Raw genomic sequence first — 25,930 nt, forward strand, 5'->3', positions numbered from 1 at the left:
GTATTGCGTCGCTTGTCTTCAGGAAGGGTTGTCATGTCCCGCTCGCCGCACCGCATTGCCTTGTTGTTCAATGCCAACAAGATTTACGACCGTGAGGTGATCACCGGCATCGGGGATTACCTCGGCTCAACGCGGGTGGCGTGGGATCTGTTTCTGGAAGAAGACTTCCGCGCTCGCCTCAATGGCATCGAACATTGGGATGGCGACGGCATCATTGCCGATTTCGACGATCCGGCCGTGGCCGAGACCCTGGCCAGGAGCCCGTTGCCGGTCGTGGCCGTGGGCAGCTCGTATCAGGACGAACACGGCTATCCGGACGGCATCCCTTATGTCGCCACCGATAACCTGAAGCTGGTAAAGCTCGCCTACGACCATCTGATCGATGTCGGCCTCACGCGCTTTGCCATGTACAGCCTGCCGGTATCCGACACCAACCGCTGGGCGCAGCAGCGCGAGCTGGCTTTTATGAAGCTGGTTGGCCCCAACGCCATGATCAATCGTGGTCTGGCCACCTCGCCGTTAGCGTGGAACAGCGCCAGCGAACAGCTGGGCCAGTGGTTGCGCAGCCTGCCCAAGCCGGTCGGGATTATTGCGGTCACCGACGCGCGTGCGCGCCACGTTCTGCAGGCCTGCCTGGCCGCGGGCATTGCGGTGCCCGAAGAAGTGGCGATCATCGGCATCGATAACGATCCGCTCACCCGCACGCTTAACCGGATTCCACTGAGCTCGGTGATACAGGGCACCGAGGAAATGGGCCGCACTGCCGCCCACTTGTTGCACCAGATGCTGCACGGCGCTCGCGTGGGCGCTACCCGGATTCTGGTGCCACCGGTCGGTATCAATGTGCTGGCATCCAGCCAGCACCAACCGCTATCCAGCCCTTATGTGATGCGGGCGCGGCACTATATTCGCCAGTACGCCTGCCAGGGCATCAAGACCGAACAGGTGGCCGATTACGTCGGCGTGTCGCGTTCTTCGCTGGAAAGCTATTTCCGTCGCGAACTGGGCTACACCGTGCACCAGGAAATTCTTAACTTCAAACTGGAAAAAGCCCGCGAAATGCTGGTGACCGGTGATACCCCCACTAGCGACATCGCCATCCGCTGCGGATTTACCTCGCTGCAATACATGCATGCCGTGTTCAAACGCGAACTGGGCTGCACGCCGCGCGAATATGCCGAGCGCGAACAAGGCATAACGACCACGAATAATCAGTAATAACTACGGCGTCTGACTAATAACGCAAATCGCGTCGCGCAAATCTGCAATTGCTGCGCTGCGTCGGTTCTGCAATGCTTGCGTCTGGCCACCTGCCCGGGGGGTCACGTCTGCGGAGTTCACCCTTTTACTATGCCCATGCTGCCTATCCAGTCCACCCCTTGGGACAACGGCGCCACGTTGTTTACCTTGCGTAATTCGCACGATATGCGGGTTGTTATTACTGATATCGGCGCTTCCTTAGTGTCGTGGTTTGCGCCCGACCGCAGCGGACGCATGGCCGACGTATTGCTGGGTCACCCCGACGCCGCCGGTTATATCAAAGGCACCGGTTTTTTTGGCAGCATCGCCGGCCGCTGGGCCAACCGCATCAAAGGCGCGCGCTGCAATATCGATGGCCAGGAATTTGAACTGGATGCCAACGAAGGCACCAACCATCTGCATGGCGGCTTTGCCGGTTTTCACAATCAGCTGTGGACGGCACATGTTTCGCCGGATTCGCTACGCCTGAGCCTGATGTCGCCGGATGGTGCGGGCGGCTTTCCCGGCAATCTGCGGGTAGAAGTCGATTACCGCCTCGACGATGAAGGTGTGCTGACCATCGCCTATGCCGCCGCCACCGACGCGCCGACGCCGATCAATCTGACCAACCACGCCTATTTCAATCTGTCCGGCGGCGAAGCGGATATCCGCGACCATATCCTGCGTTTAAACGCGGACGAGTTCCTTGCGATTGATGAGCAATCGATCCCGATCAAGCATCTGCCGGTGGCGGGCAGTGCCTTTGATTTCCGCACACCCGCGCCATTGGGCGCGCGGCTGGCGTGGCCAGAAGAACAACTGGCGGTAGCTAAAGGTTTTGACCATTGCTATGTGGTGCAAGGCCAGCCCGGTTTGCTGCGCGAAGCCGCCAGCGTGTACGACCCGGCGAGCGGACGTGAACTCAAGGTGGCGACCACCGAGCGCGGCCTGCAGTTGTACACCGGCAATTATCTGGAAGGCGTGGTGGGCCGTCGGACCTGGCATAACCAGGATGGCGTTTGTCTGGAGGCGGAAAGCTATCCCAACCAGATCAATAGCGAAGAGGCCGAGGGGGTGATTCTGCGACCGGGCAAAATCTATCGCCAGACCACCACCTACCAGATGACGCTAAGGTAAGCCCAGCGCCCACGCGCCGCCGCTTCAGTGCGGCGCGGCGGGCGTGGTGGCCTGGGGCACGGGCTCAGACCACGGTGCCACCTTGAACAGCAGCAGCATGCCCGGCAACGCCAGCGCCGTGCACAGCAAAAAGAAATTCTGCCAGCCCAGTTGCTCCACCAGCACACCGGTAAATGCATTGAAGATGGTGCGCGGCACTGCGGCCAGGCTGGTGAACAAAGCATATTGCGTGGCGGTATAGCGCGGATGGGTGGTGCGGGCGATATATGCGGTGAAGGCGGCGGTACCGAGGCCCACGCCCAACGCCTCAAACCCGATCACCAGGGCCAGCGCACCCGGATGAGCGCCCTCGCCCGCCAGCCAGGCAAATCCCAGAATCGACATCACTTGCACCACGCCAAATAACCACAGCGCGCGGTTAATGCCGAGCTTGATCATCCAGATGCCGCCCAGCAAGCCGCCAATAATGGCTGGCCACAGCGCCGCATGTTTGGCCACCAGGCCGATCTGGCTTTTGCTGAAACCTAGATCCAGATAGAACGGCGTCGCCAGCGCGGTGGCCATGCTGTCGCCCAGTTTGTACAAAAAGATAAAACCGAGGATGACCAGCGCGCTGCGCCAACCGTGGCGGGTAAAAAACTCGCGGAAAGGTTCGACCACGGCCTCTTCCAGCGTGGCGGGCGGTTTGCTCAGCAAGGGTTCGCGTACCACCAGCGTCAACAGCAAACCCGGCAGCATAAACAGCGCGGTCAGCATAAACACCTGCGCCCACGGCAGATGGTCGGCCAGGATAAGCGACAGCGAGCCCGGCACCAGACTGGCCAGGCGATAGGCGTTAACAAAAACCGAATTGCCCAGGCCGAGCTCGGTTTCAGCGAGGATCTCGCGGCGCCAGGCATCCAGCACGATGTCCTGGCTGGCGCTAAAAAAGGCGATGACGCAGGCGAGGGTGGCGATGGCGCTCAAACCATCCAGTGGATTGAACAGCCCGACACCGGCGATGGTCGCCAGCAGCACCAACTGAGTGATGAACATCCAGCCACGCCGCCGCCCCAGCCGCGGAATGGAAAAACGGTCCATCAGCGGCGACCAGATAAATTTCCAGGTATAGGGAAACTGGATCAGCGCAAAAAAACCGATGGCTTTCAGATCAACATGTTCGGATTTCAGCCAGGCGGGCACCAGGTTGATTAACAGATAAAGCGGCAGTCCCGAGCTGAAACCGCTGAGCAGGCAGACGCCCATGCGGCGGGTGAACAGCAGTTTTTTCCAGTCAGGTGCGGTCATGGGCGGTGTTTGAATTGGCGAGCGGCATCACCTTACCGCAAAGCCGCCGCCCATGCAGCGCAGCGTGATGGCCTACAACTGATCGTGTACCCGGCTGCCGCGAATGCTGGGTTCTTGCGGCATCAAAAACCACAGCACCAGATACAGCACCAGAAAGGGAATGCCGCCGGAGAACAGCGCCAGCACCACATAGACCAGGCGCAGTTTGTCGGGGCTGATGCCCAGATATTCGCCCACTCCACCCACCACCCCCGCGATCCAGCGGTTATCCTGCTCGCGATACAAACGACGGTTATCCATGCTCTTTCTCCAGCCAGACAATAAAAAAACGGGCGCACATTGCTGTGCACCCGTTCTTGCGGTGACCGCATCAGCGCAATGTAGCGCATTTTGCGGTCGACTCAAGCTGGATTATTGATCCAGGCAGTGATCGGTTAACGACCACCCTTCTTCAGGTATTCGTCCATATCGGTTTTGTAGTTATCCGACTTGGTACCGAATACGGCTTGTACGCCCGAACCCACCACCATGACACCGGCAGCGCCCAGACCTTTGAGTTTGGCCTGATCCACCTTGGCCGGATCAGCTACAGCCACGCGCAGACGCGTGATGCAGGCATCCAGACCGGTGATGTTTTCCGGGCCGCCGAAAGCACCAACCAGTTTGTTGGCACGATCAAAACGCGGATCAGAACGGGCCAGCGCAGCGCTGACTTCGTCATTGGCGGGCTCGCCATGTGCCACCGCAGCCGGGGCTGCCACAGCCGCAGCAACCGGCGCCACACCGCCGACAACCGGTGCTGCCACCGGTGCCGGTGCAGCCACCACCGCCGGCACTTCGTCGTCTTCACGACCCGGCGTCTTGAGGTTGAACTTGACGATCACAAAGCGGAACACGGCGTAGTAGATCACGGCATAGATCGGGCCGAGGATCAGCGTGTAGGCCCAGTGTTGCGCGTTCTTGCCCAGCACGTTGAACAGCACAAAGTCGATACCGCCTTGCGAGAAGGTAAAGCCCATGTGCATGTCGAGCGTGTTAGCCACAAATTGCGTGGAAGCCGCCAGCACAGCGTGGATGGCGTACAGCACCGGGGCCACGAACAGGAAGGAGAACTCGATCGGCTCGGTAATACCGGTCAGGAACGAGGTCAGGGCAGCGGAAATCATGATACCGCCGACCATCACGCGTTTTTCCGGCTTGGCGGTGTGCCACATGGCGATGGCAGCAGCCGGCAGACCAAACATCTTGAACAGGAAGGCACCCGACAAAATGCCGGCGGTAGGATCGCCCGCAAAGAAGCGGTTGATATCACCGTGGATCAGTTGGCCGTCATGCGGGAAGGAGCCGATTTCAAAGAAGAACGGCACGTTCCAGATGTGATGCAGGCCAAACGGGATCAGCAGACGTTCGATAAAGCCATAAACCGTTGCGGCCGTACGCGGATCGCTGGCAGCGGCCCAGTGCGAGAACACGTCGATGGCGTGCTGCACCGGCGGCCAGATCACCGACAGAATCACGCCCACGAAAATCGCGGCGATACCGGTGACGATAGGCACAAAGCGCTTGCCGGAGAAGAAGCCCAGGTAGGGCGGCAGCTCGATCCGGTAATAGCGGTTGAACAGTGAAGCGGCCACGGCACCGATGATGATGCCGCCGAATACGCCGGTCTCCATCGATTTCATGCCCAGCACCATGGCTGGGGTAATGCCGAAGACACCGGCCATCACACCCATCGTGGCAATCATCACCACAAAGCCGACGACTGCGGCAATGGCGGCAACGCCGTCATTATTGGCCAGACCCAGCGCCACACCGACCGCAAAAATAATGGGGAGGTTACCGAAAATGGCGCCCCCACCGGCGGCCATAATCTGGTTAACAACCGCGGGGATAAAGCCGAAGTTGGAACTACCAATACCCAGCAACAACCCGGCGACGGGCAGAACCGCCACGGGGAGCATCAACGCCTTGCCGATCTTTTGCAGAACGGCGAACGCTTGTTTAAACATGATCGCTTTTCCTTGCCCATGGGCCAATGTCGGTCCGCTTGTGGCGGCTGCCGCATTAACCCTGTTTTGTTATTTCAAAAACACGGTGTGTTTTCCAGGCCGGATTGTGCTCTTCATGGCACGCAGTGCTGAATACGTTGTCCGCTTTATAAACGGCCCTTCGTTGACGTAACAATTCACGTAAGCCGCGCGCCGCAATTACAAGCGCGACGCGCGGGGTTACGCCAAGGCGTTTACTCGGCCAGTCTGGTCAGCCGGGCGCGAACTTCCGCCACCGTACCCATTTGCAGCACTTCGCTTGCAAGCTTGACGCAGTCGGCCTTGTTCAGCTTGCGCACCATGGCCTTGATGGCCGGAATGGCAGGTACGCTGACCGACAGTTCGTCCACGCCGATACCAAGCAATACCGGTACCGCCAGCGGATCGGACGCGATACCGCCGCAGACGCCTACCCACTTGCCGTGAGCATGTGCGCCTTTGACGGTCATGGCGATCAGGCGCAATACACCGGGGTGCAATGCATCAGCCTGACGTGCCAGTTTGGGGTGACCACGGTCCATCGCCAGCGTGTACTGGGTCAGATCGTTGGTGCCGATCGAGAAGAAGTCGACTTCACGCGCAAAGATTTCCGACATCACGGCGGTCGAAGGCACTTCGACCATAATGCCCACCTTGACGTCCGCGCTTACGCCCAGCGCCGCTTTTTCTTCGGCGACCATCTGTTTGGCTTCGCGCACTTCGTCCAGCGAGGCAATCATCGGGAACATGATGTGCAGCTTGCTGTAGGGCGCGGCACGCAGGATGGCGCGGATTTGGGTACGGAACATCTCAGGCGCGGCCAGGCACAGACGAATGCCGCGCACGCCCAGGAACGGGTTCTCTTCCGCCGGCATGGGCAGATAAGGCAGTGGCTTGTCGCCGCCAACGTCCAGCGTCCGCACCACCAGCGTGCGTTCGGTGCCGAGCGCCTTGGCAATATCGCTATAGATGGCAGTCTGTTCGGCTTCGTCTGGTGCGTCGGTGCGTTCCAGATAAAGGAACTCAGAGCGCAGCAGACCCACGCCTTCGCCACCCAGCTTGACCGATTCTTGCGCATCGTTCAGACCGCCGATATTGGCGACTACTTCGATATGCACACCATCGGTGGTTACGGCCGGCAGATCGGCGGCCGCCAGTTCTTCGGCGCGGCGTGTGGCCATGGTGGCCTGACGGTCGCGGATGCCTTGCACTTCAGCATCCGACGGATTCTTGCGCAGCGAACCGCGCGTGCCATCGAGGATGACGGTAGTGCCATCAACGAGTTGCAGTGCGGCTTCTTCGATACCGCAAATGGCCGGAATATTGAGCGAACGCGCCAGAATCGCCACGTGGCTGGTCGCGCCACCACCGGTGGTGCAGAAACCCAGCACGCGGTTGCGATCAAGGCTGGCGGTATCAGACGGGGTCAGATCTTCGGCGATCAGGATCGCGTTTTCCGGCACCTGCAACGCGGCCTCTTTAACCCCGGTCAGCAGACGCAGCACGCGGCGGCCCACATCGCGGATGTCATTGGCGCGGCCGGCCAACACTTCATTCTTCAGACGCGCCAGCTTCTCGGCATAGGTGGTGAAAGCCGCGCGCCAGGCAAACGGTGCGCTCTTGCCACCGGAGATGCCGGAAATCGCCAGATCCAGCAGTTCTGGATCAGCCAGCAATTCTTGATGTGCAGCAAAAATCTCGGCCTTGTTGGCGTCGCTGATTTCGCTCTTGAGCGTTTCAAGCTGGGTGCGGGCTTCCTTGAGCGCTTCGTCGAGGCGACGACGTTCAAGTTGCGCGTCATCACCGGCTTCACGTACTTCGATCACTTCCTGGTGTACCTGGAAAATCTGGCCCACGGCCAGACCCGGCGAGGCCGACACGCCCAGCAGCGTGTCTGGATCGGTCGATTGTGGCTTGGGCGCCGGGCGCGGCGTGGCCACGGCTTGCGCAGCGGCCGCCGGCGCGGGCGCACCGCATTCTTCGCCACAGCCGGAGCGGATCAGTTCAGTCAACGCCTTGATCGCCTGTGCGGCATCAGGGCCGGTGGCTTTGACACGGATTTCGTCGCCATGCTGGACTTCGAGACCCATGATGCCCACCACCGACTTGGCATTGGATTCTTCGCCATTGCGCACCAGTTTGACGTCGGCGGTAAAGGTCTTGGCCATATTGGCCAGCACCGCAGCCGGGCGTGCATGCAGGCCGGTCGGGTTGGGGATGAGGATAAGGTCGGACAAGGCGCTGTCCGGCGCTGCGGTCGCGTTCGCTTGCGCAGCGGTGGCGACCAGCTTGACCGTCAAGGCCACGGTCTTGCCGGCGTGGGCAAAACCGCGGGCCGGGGCCATCGATTCAACCAGTTCACCATTGGCAATCACCATTTCGGTCAGCGTGCTTTTGCCACGCGCGGAAATGATCTGATCATCGAAATCAACCAGCGCCTGGCCAGCCGTCACTTTCTGGCCTTCAGCGACCAGCATGCGGAACCCTTCGCCCTTGAGCATCACGGTATCGAGGCCGATATGCAGCAGTACTTGCAGACCCTGTTCAGTGGTTAGCGTCAGCGCGTGACTGGTGCTGGTGACCTGAGTGATGGTGCCGGCAGCGGGGGCCAGCAGGGTATTGGACGTGGGGTCGATGGACACGCCATCGCCAACCATCTTCTGGGCGAAAACCGGATCGGGCACGGTTTCGAGCGGGACAAAGAGACCGGACAGCGGAGCCAGCAGCTCCACGCTTTGATTCGATGTTGTCATGGCAACCTCAAGGCTTTTTTAGACTTGCGATCACCGGGTTGGAGGAAAGGGGCCTTGATGGCAAAGGCCGGATGTCCGCCAATCCTGGGATCGGCACTGCTTGCTAGTTTAGTGGGTCACTGCCGGGTCAGCAGTGGAATTTTCCCATTGTCATACTGCGGGTTTACTTCTGATGGGGGCGATCTTCCGGTGTAATTGGCGACAATTGCGCCGGTGATAAACGAGAATTGTAATGGCCTGTTTCAGTAAAAATCTTGTCCAGGCGCAAATCCCATGGGTCCAGCGGTAGCGCATCAACCCGCTGGCAGTCAAAGGCCACCCCGATCAGCTGCGGTTTTTTCCAGTGCCGGCGCGCGCGCCGGAACGCAAACGTGGTGTCGTAGTAGCCGCCGCCCTGGCCCATGCGCCCAAGCACTGCATCAAAGCCAAGCAAGGGCAAAAACACAAGGTCTAGATCGCGCGGGGCGCAGTAGTGGGTATGCACCGGGACGGGGATGCCATAGGCGCCTTGATGCCAGCGCGAAGCTTCATCAAAGCGCACAAACTCCAGATGGCGGCCTTTGCCCGGGCGCGGCGTCTCGGGCAAAAACACCCGGCACCCGGCTTTGAGGGCGGCCAGGATCAAGGGCCACGTCGACAGCTCACTGCCCATGGGTACATAAATGGCGATATTGCGGCCGCGGCGCAGCAGACCGGCGGATCGGATCTGGCGCATGACCGCCAGGCTGGCCGTGCGGCGCGTGGCATCGTCAATCGCAACGCGGCGCTGCCGCAGCGTGCGACGCAGCGCGGCTTTATCGGTAAGGGCCTGGGGGTCGGGCATGGGTAGTACGAGGGGAGATAGGGGGCTTCCCGCGAGTGCCGTCCGGTTCACATCCTGAACCCAGAAGGTTCAAGGGGCCAAGGGCCGGGCGCCATCAGGTGCATTCGACTAAGGAACGCGCACAACAGGTGCCAACGTGGCTTATGGCCGGGTAAGTGCTTGGTTCAAGGAATTTCGAACCGTAACGAACACCGCAGGAAAGCAAGCTTGGCCAGTGGCTACCGGGTCAGAACAATTCCGTCTGTTCTTGTAACGCGGCATCCAGCTTGGCGTTGAGGTGGCCGATTCTACGCTGATATCCGCCAATGTCAAAACCGCCTGCCTTAACGTGCAGGTATTCATGCGCAATATTGAGCGCGGCCATGATGGCGATCTTCTCGATGCCGATCACTTTGCCGGTATCGCGGATCTCATGCATTTTGCCGTTGAGCAGATCTACCGCCTGCAGCAAGGTCTCTTCTTCGTCGTCAGGGCAGGCCACACGGAATTCACGGCCCATGATCGAAACATCCAACTGCTTGATCGTGCTCATGCTTCATCCTCCGGCAAGGTGGCCAGCAGGCTGGCGACGCGCAATTTGGCGCCGTCCACCTTGTCCAGCAACACCTGGTTTTGCTGGCGCAAGGCCAGTACGTCTTGCCGCAACTGGCGATTTTCGCCGCGCAGCGAACCGCACAGCTGGGTCAGTTGCTGGATTTTCTCTTCGAGATTGGCGAGTTCTGCGTCCATGGCGACCGTAGCGTCGAATTAGTGGCTGGATTCTATGCCATTTTGGCCGCGCTGGCGGCGTGTACGTGGCAAAGCCATGCCAAATGCATGGCTTTGCCCACACTTCAGCGCAGTCGATCGATAGCCAGACAGAGTTTTTCCATGCCATCAATCAAGCGCGGGCCGGGGCGCACGAATTCGTCCGCCGCAATCGACAGCCTTTGTTTGCGCGCGATCGCCGGGAGCGCGGGCCATGCCTGCCATTGCTGCAAGGTATCAAGCGAGCCGGTGGTGATCAGCAATTCGGGCGCAAAGCCCAGCACCACTTCGGTACTGGCCAGCGGGGCTTCCACCTGGGCGGCGTCATACGGGCCAACTGCGCCACATGCGTTCAAAGCCTGGCCGAGAAAACTTTTGCGCGACAGGCTCATCAACGGCTTCTCGTTGACTTGCAGAAACACGCGCACCGGCCGGGCATGGGCGTAGCGCGCCCGCAGCGCCTGATCGCGCCCTACGATAGCCGCGGCCATCGTGCTGGCGGCCTCATCGGTGCCCAGCAAATGGCCAAGCCGGCGCAGATCACCCGCCACATCGAGCGGCGTTTGCGGCTTACTGACAAAAACCGGTATGCCGTGGCGCAACAGCAGCGTCAGCGGCTGACTGATCGCGCTGCTCTCCCACACCACCACCAGATCCGGCCGCAACGCCAGGATGCGTTCCACGTTGATACTGCTGAAATCAGCCACCTTGGGCAGCGCACTGACACTGGCCGGGTAGTTACTGGCGCTGTCGACGCCGACCACACGCTGCGGCGCCAGCGCTGCCACCAGCTCGGTGGCATGCGGCGATAAGGTGACCACGCGCTGGGCGGGTGCCAGCACGGCAACACTGCGCCCGGCGTCGTCGTTAACGCTGAGCACCGCCCAGGTCGGCGCGCTACATAACAGCGCGCTGGCCAGCCATATGCGCCTCATTCGGCGGTGGGTTCCACGTCGTCTGCGGCCGGGCCCATGCCACCGGTGTAATCGGTCTGGCGGATGGGTTCAGGCGGCGCAACAAAGTCTTCCGGCGTTTCCAGCGTAATCCGGCCCAGCGCCCCCGAGCGGAATTCAGTCAGGATGATCTCGGAGGTCTTCTGCTCATCGATCACGCCGCCAGGCAGGATCGCGCCACGCTTGCGACCGATCCGGGCAAACACATCCTCAAACGTGCCCTCCAGATCAGGCAATTTGAAACGCGCTTTCAGTTGTTCGGGATAGCGCTGCATAAAGGTCTGCACGCCAAACCACGCTACTTCGGTCTCATGAAACGCATTGCGCCCCACCGAACCGGCCAGCGCCAGACGCAGGCCGGATTCTTCGCGTTCGATACGCGGCCATAACAAACCGGGCGTGTCGTACAGAATCATGCCGTCGGGCAATTCCACCCGCTGCTGGCGTTTGGTCACGCCGGGCGTATCAGCCACCTGGGCAATCTTGCGGTTCATCAACACATTCATCAGCGTCGATTTACCCACGTTAGGAATGCCCACGATCAGCGCGCGCATGGGCTTTTCAAAGCCGGTGCGATGCGGTGCCAGCTGGCGGCACAACTGGCTGATCTTCTTTGCACCCAGTTGTTTGTTGTCTTCGCCCAGCAACAGGCAGGCGGTGCCCGGTTGCTGCTTGAACCATTCCAGCCAGACCTTGTTCATCGCTGGATCAGCCAGGTCAGCCTTGTTAAGGATCTTGAGCGCAGGGCGTTGCCGATGCAGCCGCAAGGTTTCCAGCATCGGGTTGCTGCTGGATAGCGGCAAACGTGCGTCGACGATCTCGATCACCACATCGACCTTGGCGACGGTCTCTTCCACCGCCTTCCGTGCCGAATTCATGTGGCCGGGGAACCACTGGATGGCCATGACTGCTCCTGTTGCTCACTGCAAAAAGCGGCAGAGTATACCGTTATTCACAAAGGCATAATGAAATCAATGACATGGATTGTGGACAAGTCGCCAGGCCCTGGGGGCAACGTCACTTGTGGACAACTCGGCCTGGATCATACCCAATTCATCCACAAGACTAGTGCATAACCAGGCACCCAAACATACACGGCCAAGATTTTGAAAATAAAAGAGAAAACAGCTTATCCACAGATTTTGTGGATGCTTGTTATCTATTCTTGTACTTTCTTATCCAATATCATTGATTAAGTGAATTTCCTCAGATTCTGCCCTAGCGGATGGCTGCACACATGAAACAACGTCTTTTCTGGATACTTCCTTTACTGGTTTTACTCTCCGTCACTGCATGGTTACTGTTTGCTAACCCTAGCAAACCTGCACCTGACGTTGCTTTCACCACATTGAAAGGTCAAAGTTCTTCAGTTGCAGCACTCAAAGGCAAAGTGGTGATGGTCAACTTCTGGGCCACCACTTGTCCCGGTTGCGTACAGGAAATGAATAATCTGGGATCGCTGCAAAACCGGTTCGGCAATAAAGGCTATGTGACCCTTTCTGTGGCCATGCAATATGACCCGCCTGAATACCTGGCTAATTTCATGAAAACCCAGCCTATGCCATTTCTGGTTACTCATGATTTGAGTGGCGATGTTTCCAAGGCATTTGGCGATGTGCAATTAACACCCACCAGTTTTTTGATTGATAAGGAAGGGCGTATTGTTAAACAGTACGTGGGATCAATCGATGAGAAGGCCGTTGCGGCGGAAATTGCCAAACTGATTTGAGCGTATCAAAGCAGCTTATTGATTTAATTGGTCTATTTTGGAAACCGGTGGCGTAAAATCAAATTGTAGATCCAGCCAGGTCGCGGCATCCTTGCCATTCAGGCGGCCTGGAATAAAGCGGGTATTTTTAAAAGCAGTAATCAGGGCGTCGGCCCGGGCTTTATCTTCTGGATCTGCTTGCGTAATTGTCACGCGATATACTTCGCCGTTCGGCAAAACATAGATTCTTAATAAAACCGGTAATCCCGTGCCCGGCGTTTTTAATACGCTTTTAAAATCGGGATTACTGCCGGGCAATGGTTTTATATCTAATGAACCCGCATCAATAAATGGCGATTGCAATTGCCGCGCGGTGGGGTCGACTTGGGCGATGGCGCTGGCGGCCACCGCAGCGGGGGGCGTTGTGACGCTGGGTGCGACCGCCATAAGGGCTTGCGGCGCCTTGACGGCGTCGCTGTGCTGCGCTGCGACCGGACCCCCGCGCCGCGTTTGCAGATGCACCTGCAGGCGTTTATGCGGCGCAGGCGCGGTCCGTCCCTGATTGATATTGACCGGATGCCAGAACGGCACGGCAATCAGATGCAGCAGTAGGGCCAAAAAAAAGGCAGATATCAATCTGCCTTTTTTATTTATCACTTTGGGCATAGCGCCTTATTGTATCGGCACTTCACGCCAGTTCAATTGCAGCGTGGTGGTGCTGTTACCCGGCTTGGTGGCCGTGCTGGTGAGCTGGCCCGAATCATTTGAGGTGATGATGGAAATGGTGCCATCGGCATTCATGACAAACCGCACATCGGTGATGGTACCGGTACCTGAAATCGAAGATACCAGGTTGCCATTCGAATCGGTCAGCACCGTTTTGCCGCTGGTGATATCCAGCGCATACGTCTGGTTGGTGCCGGACGGATTGCAGACATCACCATTGGGCAAGTTGGCGCCAAAACCCAGAATGCCGTAGTTAGCCGCCACACCCACGTTCAATTGCCATGCCGCATTGCTGACTGCCGGCATGTCCAGGTAATAGCCGATAGTGGAAGTCGGAGTGCTTCCGATGCCGGTCAACAGATTGCTGTCCGCGTTAAGCTGGCTGCGCGTAATCGGAAAACTATAGCCAGAGGGCAAGGTGGACGTGGTGTAGAACGCCGCGTTGGTGCCGTCCGCCATCACATAGAAGGCGTTCAGGGTGGTAGAGGTGATGTCCGTGGTATCCAGCAATTTGCCGGTACCGACCAGTACAAAACGTCGCAGCGTATTGGGGACCGAAGTAATGTAGGGCGCCGTGGTAATCGGCAAACGGGTACCCGCGGCATTGGTCAAGGTGGCGAAATGCAGGGCGGTATACGCAGCGGTGGCACTGGTTAGATCGATGCGCCAGACGTTGCCGTTCAGATCGCCGACATACACCGAATCGGCGGTGTAATCGTGCTGGTTAGGCGTATATGCACTGATCGGGCCCAGGCCAGCCGAAACGCCCGGGCGGGCACTATCGACGATGGACACTTTTTCCAGCAAGGCGCCGGTCTTGGCATTCAAAAAGTAAACGTAGCCAGCCGTGCTGTTAGTGGTATCGGTGGTGGAATAGCCCGAGCTGAATGCAACCACCCAACCCCATTTTGCCGTTTTGAATACCTGGGCCTGGCCGTAGCTGTAACCCATATTGCTGTCGGTAAACTCCCACAGCATATTGTTTTTGGCCGCCGCTTCGGTGCCGAATGAAGTCGGATCGCTGATATCCACCGCAAAGTAGCCTTTGCCGCCTTTGCCCATACCGCCCACGGCAATGGTCGCCCAATCTACCGTGCCGGTGGTACCACCCACTTTGCCAAGGTCCACATCGCCTACGGCAATGCGGCCGTCCACATAGTAGTGATGCACAAACGAGGTGGCTTTGCCGTAAGCGGCCAGGCCGTCGGTGGTGGGGGTGCTGTTGGGGCCTTGATAAACAAAGCTGGGTACATAGGCAAAGATTTCGGTGCCCGAGGCCGAAGCGGTGTCGACCGTTCCGTTAAAGGCGTGGAACATGCCGTCGTTGGCGCCGACCATTACCATGGTCAGCCGGCTGGCGTTGTCGGACACGTAGGTCGAATAACCGGGGTTGAAGTCATCGGTATAAGTACGTGACGGCGGGGCGCTCGGTACTGCTTTCGAGTTGACGATATCGCCCAACACGCTGTCGCGTTGGCGATAGGTGCTGGTGCCGCCGGTCACCGAGTTGCCGACTTCGTTGGTGCGATCGCCACGCAGGTAATTCAGATAATTGGTTTTGGTGGTGGTGGTCGAGCTGCCGCCCGTAATGGTCGGAGTAATGTCGAGCGCGGCCAGATCGGTGCTGCTCAGGCCGCTACCACTGGTACTGGTGGCAACGCGGAATGGTACAAAGGCGCCGCCACTACGCGTAACGATTACGCGTCCGCTGTTGTAACCGGTGCCGGCCGCTTGCGTGGTCAACTTGTTTTTAGCATCCCATACCGCTGCCGGGGTGTTGGCAGCCGTATAAGTCACGGTCGGATCCAGCTTGGTGGCGGCCAGGCTGCCACTCCAGCGGCTGGCGTTGTAACCGACGGCGTAGGTTTCCGCCGATTTGTTCAGGTTGGGATTAACCAGCCCCAGGTTACCGGTGCTCTGCACCACCTTACTGGTGATATCGCTGAATGCGCTGGACAAGCCGGACTGCATCTTGTCCGCCTGGCCGGCCAGGAAGTAGTTATCCGGCAGATAGCGTGTGCTGCTGGCCGGGTCAACGTTGTTCTTGGAGTGCCAGTCCGACGCCGCGATCTGGGCCGCGGTGCCAGTGTCATAGCTGTAGCCGGACGGCAGGGGGAAACCGCCGTACTTGGCCGCCAGCCAGTACTGGTTGCGATAGGTGTAAACCTGGTTTTCCTGCACATCCAGCCAATAGGTTGCAACGGTCTGGATATTGTCTTTGGCGCAAGCGGTGCCTGAGCTACCCGTGTTGCAGAATTCGCCCGGACGCATGTCCTTGACGTGCGAGGCATAGGCCAGGCCAGCAATAAAGTAGGTATCACCACGGCTGGAGGCCACATAGGCTGTGCCAAGCGAAGTGCTGTTGCCTTCCAGTACGCCCACCTTGTTGGTGGCGTCTCTGACATCGACGGTGGTATCCGCGGTGACGGCTGCAGGCTTGGTCGGTTCCACAACACCGATGGTGCTACCGGGCAAATCGGCGTCATACCAGGTGTTGATGTCGCCGATGCCGATAATGAAGTTCTTCTGACACTGGTACTGGATGGGATCATTCCACGAGGTGATGACCGGGAATTTGTCCTTCATGGCGGTAGTCAGGCTATTGGAATACTCGGTGACATTGCCCAGGTTTTTGAAATAACGGATCGCGGAGTAATACAACTCGCTCACGTTATCGTAGGTTTTATAGGTGTGCGACAAGGAACCGAACTTGTTCAGGTAATTGGCCGCGCCGCTGTCGGTTACGCTGCTGTTGGTGGCGTCCGAGGTATCCGGGTTGGTCACGAATACGCCGGTGGTGGCATCCCATTCCTTGGCCGGATTGTCGGTGGTGCCATCTGCCAGATAAGGACCCACAAACTTCATCTGTGCGCGCAACACGCCGCCATCGCGGCCGGAGCTGTTGTCGTTCAGATAGCTCATTACCCCGAAGCGCAGCTTGGTGGCGTATTTCTGCATCAGGCCTTCGGGCTTGTAGTTGCTGCCGTATTGGGTGCAGTTGTCTTCCACCGAGACCGTGCTATCGCATACCAACACCTTGCCCGATAAGGCATAGGTATGGCTTTGATCGACCGAGTTAGCCGGGTTGTACATGACGATATTGCTGGCCATGGTGTTGTTGCTTGACGACACATACAGCAGCACGCCCAGCGATTGGGTACGGCTGTTGATCTGGCCCCAGCTAAACGGAGTATTGGTGCTGACGTTGGTGCTCAGGGCACGATCGGGCATGCCCGAGTGTTCGGAATACGCTTTCGACAATACCGTACGCGCGGTCTCGTCGATGATGCGATAGCCGCCAGTCAAGGATTGGCGGAACGGGTCGATGGTGTGCATCACCGCCCAGTTCAGATAACGGCCAGACCAGCGCAGGCTGCCGCTGCAACGGTAATTGCTGTCTGCCAACGAGATCGGATAAAAGTAGCTGTTATTGGTATGGCTGTTAACCGTGTCGCTGCCCAGGGTAGACAGTGTGGCGTCCGGATCCACCTTGTAGGCGTAGCATTTTTTCTTGTCGAAATAGCCAACCAGACCAGGCACTGAGGTGTCGTCAAAGCTGCTGGCGGTATAAGCCGCGCTGTTTGGGGTGGGGTATTCCACCGACAAGGTCAGCATGACGTTGCCAGGCACGGTCGACGTCGAGAAGATGGGCTGATCGGCCAGCTTGATGGCCCAGGCCGGTGCCAGCACGGTGCTGGACAACACAACGGCAGCCAATGCTTTTTGAGCCAGGTGGCGCAACGTGGTGGCCACGCCAGAATGGTGATGGTTCATATGAGTCCCCTTTACTTGGCCACCGTCGTTTGCACGAAGGTCTGGGTGCTACGCGGTCCGTCTACGCGGACGCTGATTCGATAGATCGCTTGTGCGGCCGAGCCCACTTCGCCTTCGCCCACATTACCGACCTGGGCGCCTGGCGAAGCCGCCGAGTTCTGCAACAAGGTGCATTTGGTCGAGTCGATGGCCAGGCCCGCATTGGACGAGTCGCACATGCGGTCGATGATGTAATACACCATCACACTGCCGTCACCATGCACGTCGATCGCCTTGCTGGCGGTGGCGGTGTAGGTTGACGCGGCGTTGCGTAATTCATCTGGAACGCCGTATTTGCTGGTCGCCAGCCGCACCGACGAGTAATTATTTGTGGCAGAGGTGGTCATCAGCGTGGATGCGCTGGCGTTGGCTATCCAGGTGCGCGCTGCCACGATGCCTTGCTCGGCTGCATTGGTCTGGTCGCGTTTGAACGCCATATTGCCGGAGGTGGTCAGCGCATTTTGCGATGAGCGCATCAGCGCTACCGTGGTCAACAGCAGCAGCACCAGCGCAACCAGCGTAACCACAAGAACAATGCCTTGTTGCTGGGCAGGGGCGGCGATAGCGGAAGGTCGTTTCTGCATGATCAGCTCCCGCTTCCGAAGTTAGGCAGGTTGGCGCCGATCAGACCATTGCGGACCGGGATGGTGGTTTCAAATACCCGGAAGCGGTAATTCTGTTCATCCGTGGTCAATGCGCGGGTAAACGTCGGGGTGGGCGAACCCTTGGGTGTCAGGTCGCTGAACATGGTGACACTGCCGGAGCTGACGGTGGCGGAAACGCCGACGCCTTTGGCGTTATCGATGGTTTTCTCAGGCAAAGAGGTACGGATCAGCAGACCGATACGGACCGCTTTGACCTTGAGCAAATCAGTGCTGCTGCCATTCATCATGGTGGCCGCCGCATACGTACCGGTCGGAGCCACCCAGGTGATGCCGCCGGAGCCATCATCCAGCCCGTATGCAGCATGCATTTCAACCACGCCATCCGCCAATGCCAGTGGCGGCTCTTGCGTGGTGCGATTGCCGGCGGCCAGATTGGTCTGCAGCAGGTCATAGGCGACCAGTGAATTTGCGCCGGAGGTATTGTCTACCCCCAGCAAGGTAAACCGTGGCGGATTAGAGCGGCCAACGTTGCCCAGGCCGATTACCATGCCGGGAATCGGTGTATTGGCCACCGTGATGTTGGCGCCTGCGGCGGTGTAATAACCGCGGCTGCTGGAATCATTACCCAGCGGCAGGTTTTGCGAGGCACCCGAGGCCAGCGTGGTGGCCACTTGCGACATCAAACACGTGGTGAACGAGCTCGACGGGTTGGTGATCAGCAAGACATCGCCAGGGTTGTAGCTGGCCGTGTTGTCGACCACAAGATTGGTCGCGGTGGGGCTGGTCGAAATCACCGACTGAAACTCGCCCATGCCGTTGTTACCGGACATGATCATCAGTTGGTCAGAGCTTGTGCCGCGATAAATCAGCACCGGTGCCAGCCGGAAAGTACTGATGGCCGTTGCCATGGTGGAAAACACCGAGGGGATGGCGTAGGTGGACGTGGGCGGCAGCAACTGGTTGCCGTTGACCGAGACGTTTAACTTGCAGCCATACAGGGCCGAGCGGTTACCGGAAAAACCGGCGCCAGCACTGCGGATGTATTGATCAAGCTGGTACATGGCATAGGTGCCTGCCTGATCCATATCGCTGACCGACATGATGGTGCGCTTGCGCCCCTCATTGATCTTGATCACGTTGTAGATCACCAGCGACATGATCAGGCCAATCACGAGCGTGACCATTAATTCGATCAAGCTGAAACCGCGCTGCGCTGTTTTTCTTGTTGTATGCATGGGGGTCATTGGGGCAGCTGTACTTCTGTGGAATAAGTGCTGACCGAGGACGCGCTCGGCGCCTGCCAGGTGATGGTGATGGTGGCAAAACTGGACGAGCTGACGGTGGCAACCGAACCCAGCCCCGAGGGCAGTGGTCCCAGACCGGTGGCCAGTATGCTGGCCGAGCTGCTGGAGGAGGTTCCAGCTATGCCTGCCTTCCATGCGGTGAGATAGGCAGAGCTGACGCCCACGCTACCGATGGCCCACATCTGCGATGCCAGTTCATTGGCCCACAGCGCGGCGTGGTTACGATCTTCCGACACCGCCACGTTGCGCGCCGCCGCTGAAGTGGCAGCGATCAGGCCGGTAATGCCGAGCGAAAAAATCAGAATGGCGATCAACACTTCGAGCAGTAATGCGCCCGCTTGTTGGCCCTGAATCTGGGGGTGGCCCTTCATGATCAGCATCCGTCCGGGTTGGTGGTCGACAGGGTCTTGTTCGGGTCGCACATGCGCACTTTGCCGCCGTTGTTGACGGTGACGCACAAATGCCGGATGTCCTGGTTGGTGCTGCCATCGGCATTGCCCAACTCATAAACGGTTCCGTTGCTGGGCGCCGTGCATTTGTTCAGTCCGCTGGTGTTATCGGTGGTGATGACCATGCGGCCCACCGGCGAAAACGAAAGGGTAGTGGGGCCACTCACGGTAACGCGATCGTTGCCGAAGTTGCCGCTCTTGACCACGGCGGCAGAATCACTCGACATCACCGGGATGGTGAGGGCGTACCAGTAGCGCGCATTGCTGTTACTGGCCGCCGGGGTGGCACTGGCGGTCACTGGCGTCTGCGCCAGCGAAAACTGCACCGTGCGGTTGAGCTGCAGCGCGCTGCTGCGGGCGCCATTCAAACCGTTCTGCAGCTCTTCTGCCGCAGAACGCATGCGGGTATTGGTAATCCACGTGCCGAATGCGGGAATGGCGATGACCAGCATGATGGCAAATACCGACATCGCCACCATCAACTCGATCAGCGAAAAACCCGCCTGACGCGGCCGCGGCATCAACATGACGTGGCGCCCTTGGTCACGGACCAGCAACCGCTGAATTGCGCCGGGCTACCCCACGCGGTGCCGAATTTGGTGGTGCGGACATCGGCCTGGGTGACGGTGTAGATAAAGCCGGCCAACTGCGCTTTGGTGGACGAAACAGTCAGCGTATAAGCGCTGGCCGTCGGGGTGCCGCTGCAGCTGACGGTAAAATCGCCATAAGTATTAGTGCGGTTGCATGGCGACAGCAGCGCGGTAGACCCGGTGCCGACGTTGGCATAGGTGCGGTTGTCCTGATAGTACTGTTCCATCTGGGCTTGCACGGCGCCGATGCCATTGATGGCATTGGCCAGCTTGCCTTTGATGACGTAGTCGCTGTATTTGGGAATCGCGATCGCGGCGAGTATGGCAACAATGGCTACCGTGATCATCACCTCGATCAACGTAAAGCCACCTTGCGGGCGGACGGAGCGGTCGTGCTTGGGCATGGCGTATCACCTGGATGCAGTGCAATTATCAAGTCATGCGCGACGGTGGTTCCGGCTTGCTACAAGCAGCGGTGTTCGTCAGGCGCAATGCCCTGGCATCCGGGAATGGCGATCCTGACCGGGGTCCGACCGGTTCTACGCGTACGCATCGTATTACAGCCCGGCTTACAACGGCATGCGGCCAGGATGAGTGCGCGGAATTTGTGCGCAAGCGGTGGCTGGATGCCGTCCGGGCGATGAATCAGGCTTCATCGCACGCGAAGCGGGGAGTGTCGCTATTTGAGAGTATTAGAGATTGCTGCTCAACGAATGACAAGGGCATGGGACGAAAGGCGTCAGAAAAGAGACAACCGGCCAGCGCTACGGCGTTGGGCCGTGGCGCTGGCTTTCAGTGCTGCAGCGTTTGCCGCTAAGCGCTTGTTAAAACTGACGAAATGCGCGTGCTGCGATGGCAATGGTGTCTTCGATATCCGCATCGGTGTGCGCAGCTGAAACAAAGCCCGCTTCGTACGCCGACGGCGCCAGATAAACGCCGTGTTCCAGCATGGTGTGGAAGAAGGCGTTAAAGCGCACCCGATCGCCCGCCATGACTTCGGCAAACGAATTGGGCGTGCTGGCGCTGAAATACACGCCAAACATGCCGCCGACGTTTTGCGCGCTGAAAGGCACATTGGCTGCTGCCGCCCCCTGGTTAAGGCCATCGACCAGCTTACGGGTTCGGGCGGTCAGCGCAGTAAAGAAGCCGGGTTGGCAAATCAGTTTGAGCGTGGCCAGGCCAGCCGCGACGGCCACCGGATTGCCCGACAAAGTGCCTGCTTGATACACCGGCCCCAGCGGCGCCAGCTTGGCCATGATGTCGGCGCGGCCGCCAAATGCCGCCAACGGCATGCCACCGCCAACTACTTTGCCCAGCGTGACCAGATCCGGCTTCACCCGATGCAAGCCCTGGGCGCAGGTCAGATCGACGCGGAAGCCGGTCATGACTTCGTCGTAGATCAGCACAGCGTCATTAGCTTGTGTCAGTTCACGCATCGCAGTGACAAAGGCGGGCGTGGCCGGAACCAGGTTCATATTGCCCGCCACCGGTTCAACGATGATGGCGGCAATCTTGCCCACGTTTTCGGCAAAGCAGGCTTCCAACGCGGCGACATCGTTATAAGGCAATACGATGGTATCGGCCGCTACCGCTGCGGGCACGCCCGCGGAGGACGGATTGCCGAAAGTCAGCAAGCCCGAGCCGGCTTTAACCAGCAAGCTATCTGCGTGGCCGTGGTAGCAGCCTTCAAATTTGATCAGCTTGTCGCGACCGGTAAAACCGCGCGCCAGGCGAATGGCACTCATGGTGGCTTCAGTGCCGCTGGACACCAGGCGCACTTGGTCGAGTGCAGGCAGCAATTGGCACAGTAGATCAGCAAGTTCGACTTCGGCGGCGGTCGGTGCGCCAAAGCTCAGGCCGTTACGCGCTGCTTTTTCGACCGCGGCGATCACTTCGGGATGCGTATGGCCAAGGATCAGCGGGCCCCACGATCCCACGTAATCGATATAGCGTTTGTCGTCAGCGTCCCAGATATATGCGCCATGGCCACGCTGGATAAACGGCGGGGTACCGCCCACCGAACCAAAAGCGCGCACCGGCGAATTAACGCCACCGGGAATATGTTTAAAAGCGGCGTCGAATAAATCGTTATTACGGGACATAAATCAGCTCCGGGGCCAACGGCAGTAGGGCAGGGTGGACAACGCACTATTGTAATAACGCGGATCGCCCGACACTTCTGCACCCAGCCAGTCGGGTTTGGCAAAAGGGGTATCTACTGCGGGTAATTCAATTTCAGCAACGATAAGGCCAGCGTTATCGCCATGGAATTCATCAATTTCCCAAACAAAGCCATCGCGATGGACTTCGTGCCGGGTTTTATCCAGCACGTTGGGGCACAGCTTGAGCAGATCCCGGGCGTCTTCCAGCGGGATGGCATATTCAAATTCCGCCCGCGCGATGCCTTCGTTTTTACCTTTGATGGTAATAAAGGCCGCATCGCCCTTGATGCGGGCGCGCACGGTGCGAGCCGGGTCTGCATTCAGGTAGCCCTGCGCGATCTGTTGGCTGCGGCTGACCTCCTGGCGCCAGTCGTCTGCCTGCAGCAGAAATTTGCGTTCGATTTCCTGACCCATCGCGGCGCTCCTTAAAACGGTTTAACGATGACAAGGATGACGATACCGGCCAACAGCAGCACCGGAATCTCGTTAAACCAGCGATACCAGGTATGGCTGCGGGTGTTGCGGCCAGCCACAAAGTTTTTATGCAAACGCATGCACACGTGGTGATAGCCAACCAGAAATGCCACCAGCAGCAGTTTGGCGTGGATCCAGTGCCAGCCCGGGCCCGAGGCAAAGCTGTAGAACCACCACGTCCAGACCCCGAACAGCACCGCCAGGATGGACAAAGGCGACATAAAGCGCAGCAACTTGCCGGACATTTGCAGCAGACGCTGATAGGCCGCGCCGTCCTGTTCCATGGCCAGGTTAACAAAAATGCGCGGCAGGTAGAACAAGCCAGCAAACCAGCTGATCACAAAAATAACGTGGAACGCCTTTACCCAGAGCATGGCAACTCGCAAGACAGTTTATAAATGGAAAACGCCACACAAGTGGCGTCAAAGCAATGCATCAGATTTCGATCATTTCGAAATCATCTTTCCGTGCGCCGCAATCGGGACAGGTCCAGTTGGGCGGTACGTCATCCCACAATGTGCCGGGCGCAATGCCGTCTTCAGGGCGGCCTTCGTTTTCGTCATAAATAAATCCACAAATCAGGCACATATATTTTTTCATGCGGTCCACTTTCTGGCTTGGTTTAGAATCGGAATTCTACCTGATAAATAATTGTTGCCACCCATGATCGCCACCCCGCCACTCGTGCTTGTATTCAACGGAAATGACCCTTCGGGCGGTGCCGGCATCTCTGCAGACATTCTCACGCTGGCTTCGCTCGGCTGTCATGCCTTGCCCATCATTACTGCGCTGACCGTGCAAGACTCCGCAGGCCTGCAGGACATTCAAGCGGTTGAACCCGACTGGTTACATGACCAGGCGCGTCACATTCTTGAAGACATGCAGATCGATGCGATCAAGGTAGGCCTGCTGGGTAGTGTAGAAAATCTCGCCGTTATCGCAGAAATCGCGGCTGACTATCCGGACATCCCTTTGGTGCTCGACCCCGTGCTGAGTGCAGGCGGTGGGGACGAATTTTCCACCGAAGAGCTGATTAGCGCCATGCGTGAATTGTTGCTTCCGCATACATTGATCCTTACGCCCAACAGTATCGAGGCGCGCCGGCTGGCGTCGGATGATCCGGATGAGCAAGAAGATCTGCCGCTGGACGCCGCTGCCAGCCGGTTGCTGGAGTGTGGTACCGAATATGTGTTGATCACGGGCACGCACGAGAACACGCCCAAAGTGGTCAACACGCTGTTTTCGCGCAATGGCCGGGTTCGTGCCGATAACTGGGATCGTCTGCCGGGCAGCTTTCATGGCTCGGGCGTGACCTTGGCAGCCGCCATCGCGGGCGCCTTGGCCAGCGGTGCCGAGATCGGCGCGGGCGTACGTGATGCGCAGGAATACACATGGCAGACGCTGAGCAGCGCGTTCCGCCCGGGCATGGGCCAGTTCATGCCGGATCGTATGTTCTGGGCACGGCCGGCCGAAGAAGAAGAGACGGCGCCGTCCGCAGCGAGCGCTGTCAAAGGCTGATGCTGTTCCACGTGGAACACGGCTCGTCAGCCATGACTGCAAGGGCAGGGGACGGCGCGGTAAGATAGCGCGCATTACCTGGTTACAGGATTCACCATGCCCACGCCCTGTCTGCGCCTTGAGCGCGCCATCAACCGGATGGTGCGCGATTTGTCGGCACCACTCAGCCTGGCCGACCTCGCCGACGCCGCACATTATTCGCCGTGGTATCTGGTGCGGCGGTTCCAGTCGCGCTACGCCACCACGCCCCAGGCGTTTTTGTGGCGTTTGCGGCTGGAGACTGCAGCCTCTTTGCTGCAATGGGTGCCCAGCATGCCGATAGGCAAAGTCGCGCTGACGGTGGGATTTTCTTCTGCGGCCACTTTTAGCCGCGCATTTCATCGCGAATTTGGCTTTACCCCCAGCCAATGGCGCAAGGGCGCGCCGCCTGCGAGCGAGTGGCGCACGCAGACCCTCGGCCCCACCTCCTACAAACCGGGCCAGGAAATTGCCGGTACTGCAGCGGATTACCATTGGACGTTTGCCGAGGTGGATGCGCGCATTACCGTGGAAAGCTGGTCCGCCGAGCGCCTGGTCTATATCCGCGAGGTCGGTGACTACGGCCACCATCTCGATCTGCTGTGGACGCGTTTCCGCAAAACCTGCACCGCGTATGGCATTGCGCCGCAACGCCGCTATGGTTTGATCTGGAGCGATCCTGCGACTACCCCAGCTGGCAGACGCCGCTATGACGCGGCGCAGATCATCGGCCCGCAAGTTCGCATTCCGCGCGGGCTGGGTGAATACACCTTGCGTGGCGGGCAATGGGCGGTGTTTCGCCACAGCGGCCCCAGCGCGGATATTGGCCCGCGCTGGCGTGATCTGATGCTGACCTGGCTGGCCCAATCGCGTGTGATGCTTGATCCCTCGCGTCCACGGGTCGAGCGCTATTTTGATCACCATTACGAACTGTGTTTGCCCTTGCTGCCCGCTGATTAAAACGGAAGTTTATGCAACGCCCTCAGGTTTTTGTATTGAACGGCTGCTCGTCTGCGGGCAAGACGCAACTGGCGCGGGCATTGCAGCAAGCCTTGCCCTACCAATATCTCAACTTCTCCATTGATAGCGTGCTGGATGGCTTACCGCCGGCCGATCTACACGCCTTGCAGCACGGCGAAATCATCCACCGCGCCGGCTATGACTGGCTGGCGCTGGTGCGCGGATTTCATTATGCGATCCCCGGTTTGCTGCAGGCGGGTTTGCATCTGATCATCGATAACGCGTGGTGTGAGGCCGATGAGACGCGTGAATTGCTGACCGAACTGGCTGGCTATCATTGCGTTTTGATAGGCCTGGAATGTCCACTGGCCGTGTTGCAACAGCGCGAGTCCGCCCGAGGCGATCGTGCGCCCGGCTTGGCGGAATGGGAGTTTGGGCGCGTACACAGTTTGATGCGGTATGACTTGCGCTTTGATAGCGGCGCGCTGTCGACGGCAGAGATTACGGCAAAGATCATCGCGGCACTGGAGGCGGACAGCATCAGTGCGGCTGGCGCCGCCGAGACGCTGCAAGCATTGCTGTTGGCCTGAGCGGGCAGGAGAGGGCGGGCAAAAAAACAGCGACCTGGTGCGGTCGC

Annotated in this window: 26 protein-coding genes; 6 read left to right on the top strand and 20 right to left on the bottom strand. The window is 58.9% G+C overall.

The window, feature by feature from the left end:
* Nucleotides 1-33: 33 nt before the first annotated feature.
* Together ACYQ1A_RS12240 and ACYQ1A_RS12245 are read left to right on the top strand one after the other, a co-directional pair.
* A complete protein-coding gene (locus tag ACYQ1A_RS12240) occupies nucleotides 34-1,218 on the top strand; it encodes a XylR family transcriptional regulator (protein WP_499362363.1) in 1,185 nt (394 codons plus the stop codon).
* Between the two features lie 132 nt (nucleotides 1,219-1,350).
* Nucleotides 1,351-2,376: an aldose epimerase family protein gene (locus ACYQ1A_RS12245; protein ID WP_499362365.1), complete on the top strand. Its 1,026-nt coding sequence runs from the start codon at nucleotides 1,351-1,353 to the stop codon at nucleotides 2,374-2,376.
* Nucleotides 2,377-2,400: 24 nt separating this feature from the next.
* Here the strand turns inward: ACYQ1A_RS12245 and ACYQ1A_RS12250 are convergent, their stop codons facing one another.
* The 9 genes from ACYQ1A_RS12250 to ylqF all read right to left on the bottom strand — a co-directional run bounded on the left by ACYQ1A_RS12250 (nucleotide 2,401) and on the right by ylqF (nucleotide 11,871).
* Nucleotides 2,401-3,663 (bottom strand): AmpG family muropeptide MFS transporter, encoded by a 1,263-nt coding sequence (locus ACYQ1A_RS12250; RefSeq protein ID WP_499362367.1) that lies wholly within the window; start codon nucleotides 3,661-3,663, stop codon nucleotides 2,401-2,403.
* 72 nt (nucleotides 3,664-3,735) lie between these two features.
* Entirely contained in the window at nucleotides 3,736-3,963 is a 228-nt protein-coding gene (locus ACYQ1A_RS12255; protein WP_499362369.1) for a PspC domain-containing protein, read from the bottom strand.
* A gap of 134 nt (nucleotides 3,964-4,097) precedes the next feature.
* The gene (locus ACYQ1A_RS12260; protein ID WP_499362371.1) at nucleotides 4,098-5,672 is read right to left on the bottom strand and encodes a PTS transporter subunit EIIC; all 1,575 of its coding nucleotides are present in this window, start codon (nucleotides 5,670-5,672) and stop codon (nucleotides 4,098-4,100) included.
* A 233-nt stretch (nucleotides 5,673-5,905) separates the two neighbouring features.
* On the bottom strand, nucleotides 5,906-8,443 hold the full coding sequence (gene ptsP / locus ACYQ1A_RS12265; protein WP_499362373.1) for a phosphoenolpyruvate--protein phosphotransferase: 2,538 nt from the start codon (nucleotides 8,441-8,443) through the stop codon (nucleotides 5,906-5,908).
* 163 nt (nucleotides 8,444-8,606) lie between these two features.
* Entirely contained in the window at nucleotides 8,607-9,266 is a 660-nt protein-coding gene (locus tag ACYQ1A_RS12270) for a 5-formyltetrahydrofolate cyclo-ligase (protein WP_499362375.1), read from the bottom strand.
* 226 nt (nucleotides 9,267-9,492) lie between these two features.
* Nucleotides 9,493-9,798: a cell division protein ZapA gene (locus tag ACYQ1A_RS12275; RefSeq protein WP_062225803.1), complete on the bottom strand. Its 306-nt coding sequence runs from the start codon at nucleotides 9,796-9,798 to the stop codon at nucleotides 9,493-9,495.
* A complete protein-coding gene (locus ACYQ1A_RS12280) occupies nucleotides 9,795-9,995 on the bottom strand; it encodes a hypothetical protein (protein ID WP_062225805.1) in 201 nt (66 codons plus the stop codon). Before ACYQ1A_RS12280 ends, ACYQ1A_RS12275 begins: the two co-directional genes overlap by 4 nt.
* A gap of 104 nt (nucleotides 9,996-10,099) precedes the next feature.
* Nucleotides 10,100-10,948, bottom strand: coding sequence for a helical backbone metal receptor (locus tag ACYQ1A_RS12285; RefSeq protein WP_499362378.1), 849 nt, complete (start codon nucleotides 10,946-10,948; stop codon nucleotides 10,100-10,102).
* The gene (gene ylqF / locus ACYQ1A_RS12290; RefSeq protein ID WP_499362380.1) at nucleotides 10,945-11,871 is read right to left on the bottom strand and encodes a ribosome biogenesis GTPase YlqF; all 927 of its coding nucleotides are present in this window, start codon (nucleotides 11,869-11,871) and stop codon (nucleotides 10,945-10,947) included. The genes ACYQ1A_RS12285 and ylqF overlap by 4 nt, the downstream gene beginning before the upstream one ends.
* A gap of 332 nt (nucleotides 11,872-12,203) precedes the next feature.
* Between ylqF and ACYQ1A_RS12295 the strand changes: the two genes are divergently transcribed.
* Complete coding sequence (locus ACYQ1A_RS12295; RefSeq protein WP_499362382.1) at nucleotides 12,204-12,695, top strand: peroxiredoxin family protein; 492 nt, start codon at nucleotides 12,204-12,206, stop codon at nucleotides 12,693-12,695.
* 15 nt (nucleotides 12,696-12,710) lie between these two features.
* Here ACYQ1A_RS12295 and ACYQ1A_RS12300 read toward each other — a convergent pair whose 3' ends face one another.
* From ACYQ1A_RS12300 to ACYQ1A_RS12350, 11 genes are all read right to left on the bottom strand, one after another.
* Nucleotides 12,711-13,340, bottom strand: a complete 630-nt coding sequence (locus ACYQ1A_RS12300) for an energy transducer TonB family protein (RefSeq protein WP_499362384.1) — start codon at nucleotides 13,338-13,340, stop codon at nucleotides 12,711-12,713.
* Nucleotides 13,341-13,346: 6 nt separating this feature from the next.
* Complete coding sequence (locus ACYQ1A_RS12305) at nucleotides 13,347-17,174, bottom strand: pilus assembly protein (RefSeq protein WP_499362386.1); 3,828 nt, start codon at nucleotides 17,172-17,174, stop codon at nucleotides 13,347-13,349.
* Nucleotides 17,175-17,185: 11 nt separating this feature from the next.
* Nucleotides 17,186-17,797, bottom strand: coding sequence for a hypothetical protein (locus tag ACYQ1A_RS12310; protein WP_062221159.1), 612 nt, complete (start codon nucleotides 17,795-17,797; stop codon nucleotides 17,186-17,188).
* A gap of 2 nt (nucleotides 17,798-17,799) precedes the next feature.
* Entirely contained in the window at nucleotides 17,800-19,062 is a 1,263-nt protein-coding gene (locus ACYQ1A_RS12315) for a PilW family protein (RefSeq protein ID WP_499362388.1), read from the bottom strand.
* Nucleotides 19,059-19,493 carry a type IV pilus modification PilV family protein gene (locus tag ACYQ1A_RS12320; RefSeq protein ID WP_499362390.1) on the bottom strand — a complete coding sequence of 145 codons (435 nt, stop codon included), beginning with the start codon at nucleotides 19,491-19,493 and terminating at the stop codon, nucleotides 19,059-19,061. Before ACYQ1A_RS12320 ends, ACYQ1A_RS12315 begins: the two co-directional genes overlap by 4 nt.
* A gap of 2 nt (nucleotides 19,494-19,495) precedes the next feature.
* Nucleotides 19,496-20,098, bottom strand: coding sequence for a pilus assembly FimT family protein (locus tag ACYQ1A_RS12325; protein ID WP_499362391.1), 603 nt, complete (start codon nucleotides 20,096-20,098; stop codon nucleotides 19,496-19,498).
* Entirely contained in the window at nucleotides 20,092-20,565 is a 474-nt protein-coding gene (locus ACYQ1A_RS12330) for a type IV pilin protein (protein WP_499362393.1), read from the bottom strand. Before ACYQ1A_RS12330 ends, ACYQ1A_RS12325 begins: the two co-directional genes overlap by 7 nt.
* Nucleotides 20,566-20,985: 420 nt before the next feature.
* Nucleotides 20,986-22,263 carry a glutamate-1-semialdehyde 2,1-aminomutase gene (gene hemL, locus ACYQ1A_RS12335; RefSeq protein ID WP_499362396.1) on the bottom strand — a complete coding sequence of 426 codons (1,278 nt, stop codon included), beginning with the start codon at nucleotides 22,261-22,263 and terminating at the stop codon, nucleotides 20,986-20,988.
* A gap of 3 nt (nucleotides 22,264-22,266) precedes the next feature.
* The gene (locus ACYQ1A_RS12340) at nucleotides 22,267-22,737 is read right to left on the bottom strand and encodes a CYTH domain-containing protein (protein ID WP_499362398.1); all 471 of its coding nucleotides are present in this window, start codon (nucleotides 22,735-22,737) and stop codon (nucleotides 22,267-22,269) included.
* An 11-nt stretch (nucleotides 22,738-22,748) separates the two neighbouring features.
* Complete coding sequence (locus ACYQ1A_RS12345; protein ID WP_499362400.1) at nucleotides 22,749-23,171, bottom strand: CopD family protein; 423 nt, start codon at nucleotides 23,169-23,171, stop codon at nucleotides 22,749-22,751.
* A gap of 61 nt (nucleotides 23,172-23,232) precedes the next feature.
* On the bottom strand, nucleotides 23,233-23,397 hold the full coding sequence (locus tag ACYQ1A_RS12350) for a rubredoxin (RefSeq protein ID WP_062221180.1): 165 nt from the start codon (nucleotides 23,395-23,397) through the stop codon (nucleotides 23,233-23,235).
* A gap of 63 nt (nucleotides 23,398-23,460) precedes the next feature.
* Here ACYQ1A_RS12350 and thiD point away from each other — a divergent pair, with 63 nt between their 5' ends.
* The 3 genes from thiD (at nucleotide 23,461) to ACYQ1A_RS12365 (ending at nucleotide 25,883) form a co-directional block, all read left to right on the top strand.
* Nucleotides 23,461-24,315, top strand: coding sequence for a bifunctional hydroxymethylpyrimidine kinase/phosphomethylpyrimidine kinase (thiD, locus tag ACYQ1A_RS12355; protein ID WP_499362403.1), 855 nt, complete (start codon nucleotides 23,461-23,463; stop codon nucleotides 24,313-24,315).
* Nucleotides 24,316-24,411: 96 nt separating this feature from the next.
* Nucleotides 24,412-25,293, top strand: coding sequence for an AraC family transcriptional regulator (locus ACYQ1A_RS12360; protein ID WP_499362405.1), 882 nt, complete (start codon nucleotides 24,412-24,414; stop codon nucleotides 25,291-25,293).
* Nucleotides 25,294-25,304: 11 nt separating this feature from the next.
* A complete protein-coding gene (locus ACYQ1A_RS12365) occupies nucleotides 25,305-25,883 on the top strand; it encodes a chloramphenicol phosphotransferase CPT family protein (protein ID WP_499362407.1) in 579 nt (192 codons plus the stop codon).
* The last annotated feature ends 47 nt before the right edge of the window (nucleotides 25,884-25,930 follow it).

Source organism: Silvimonas sp. JCM 19000 (assembly GCF_054652575.1).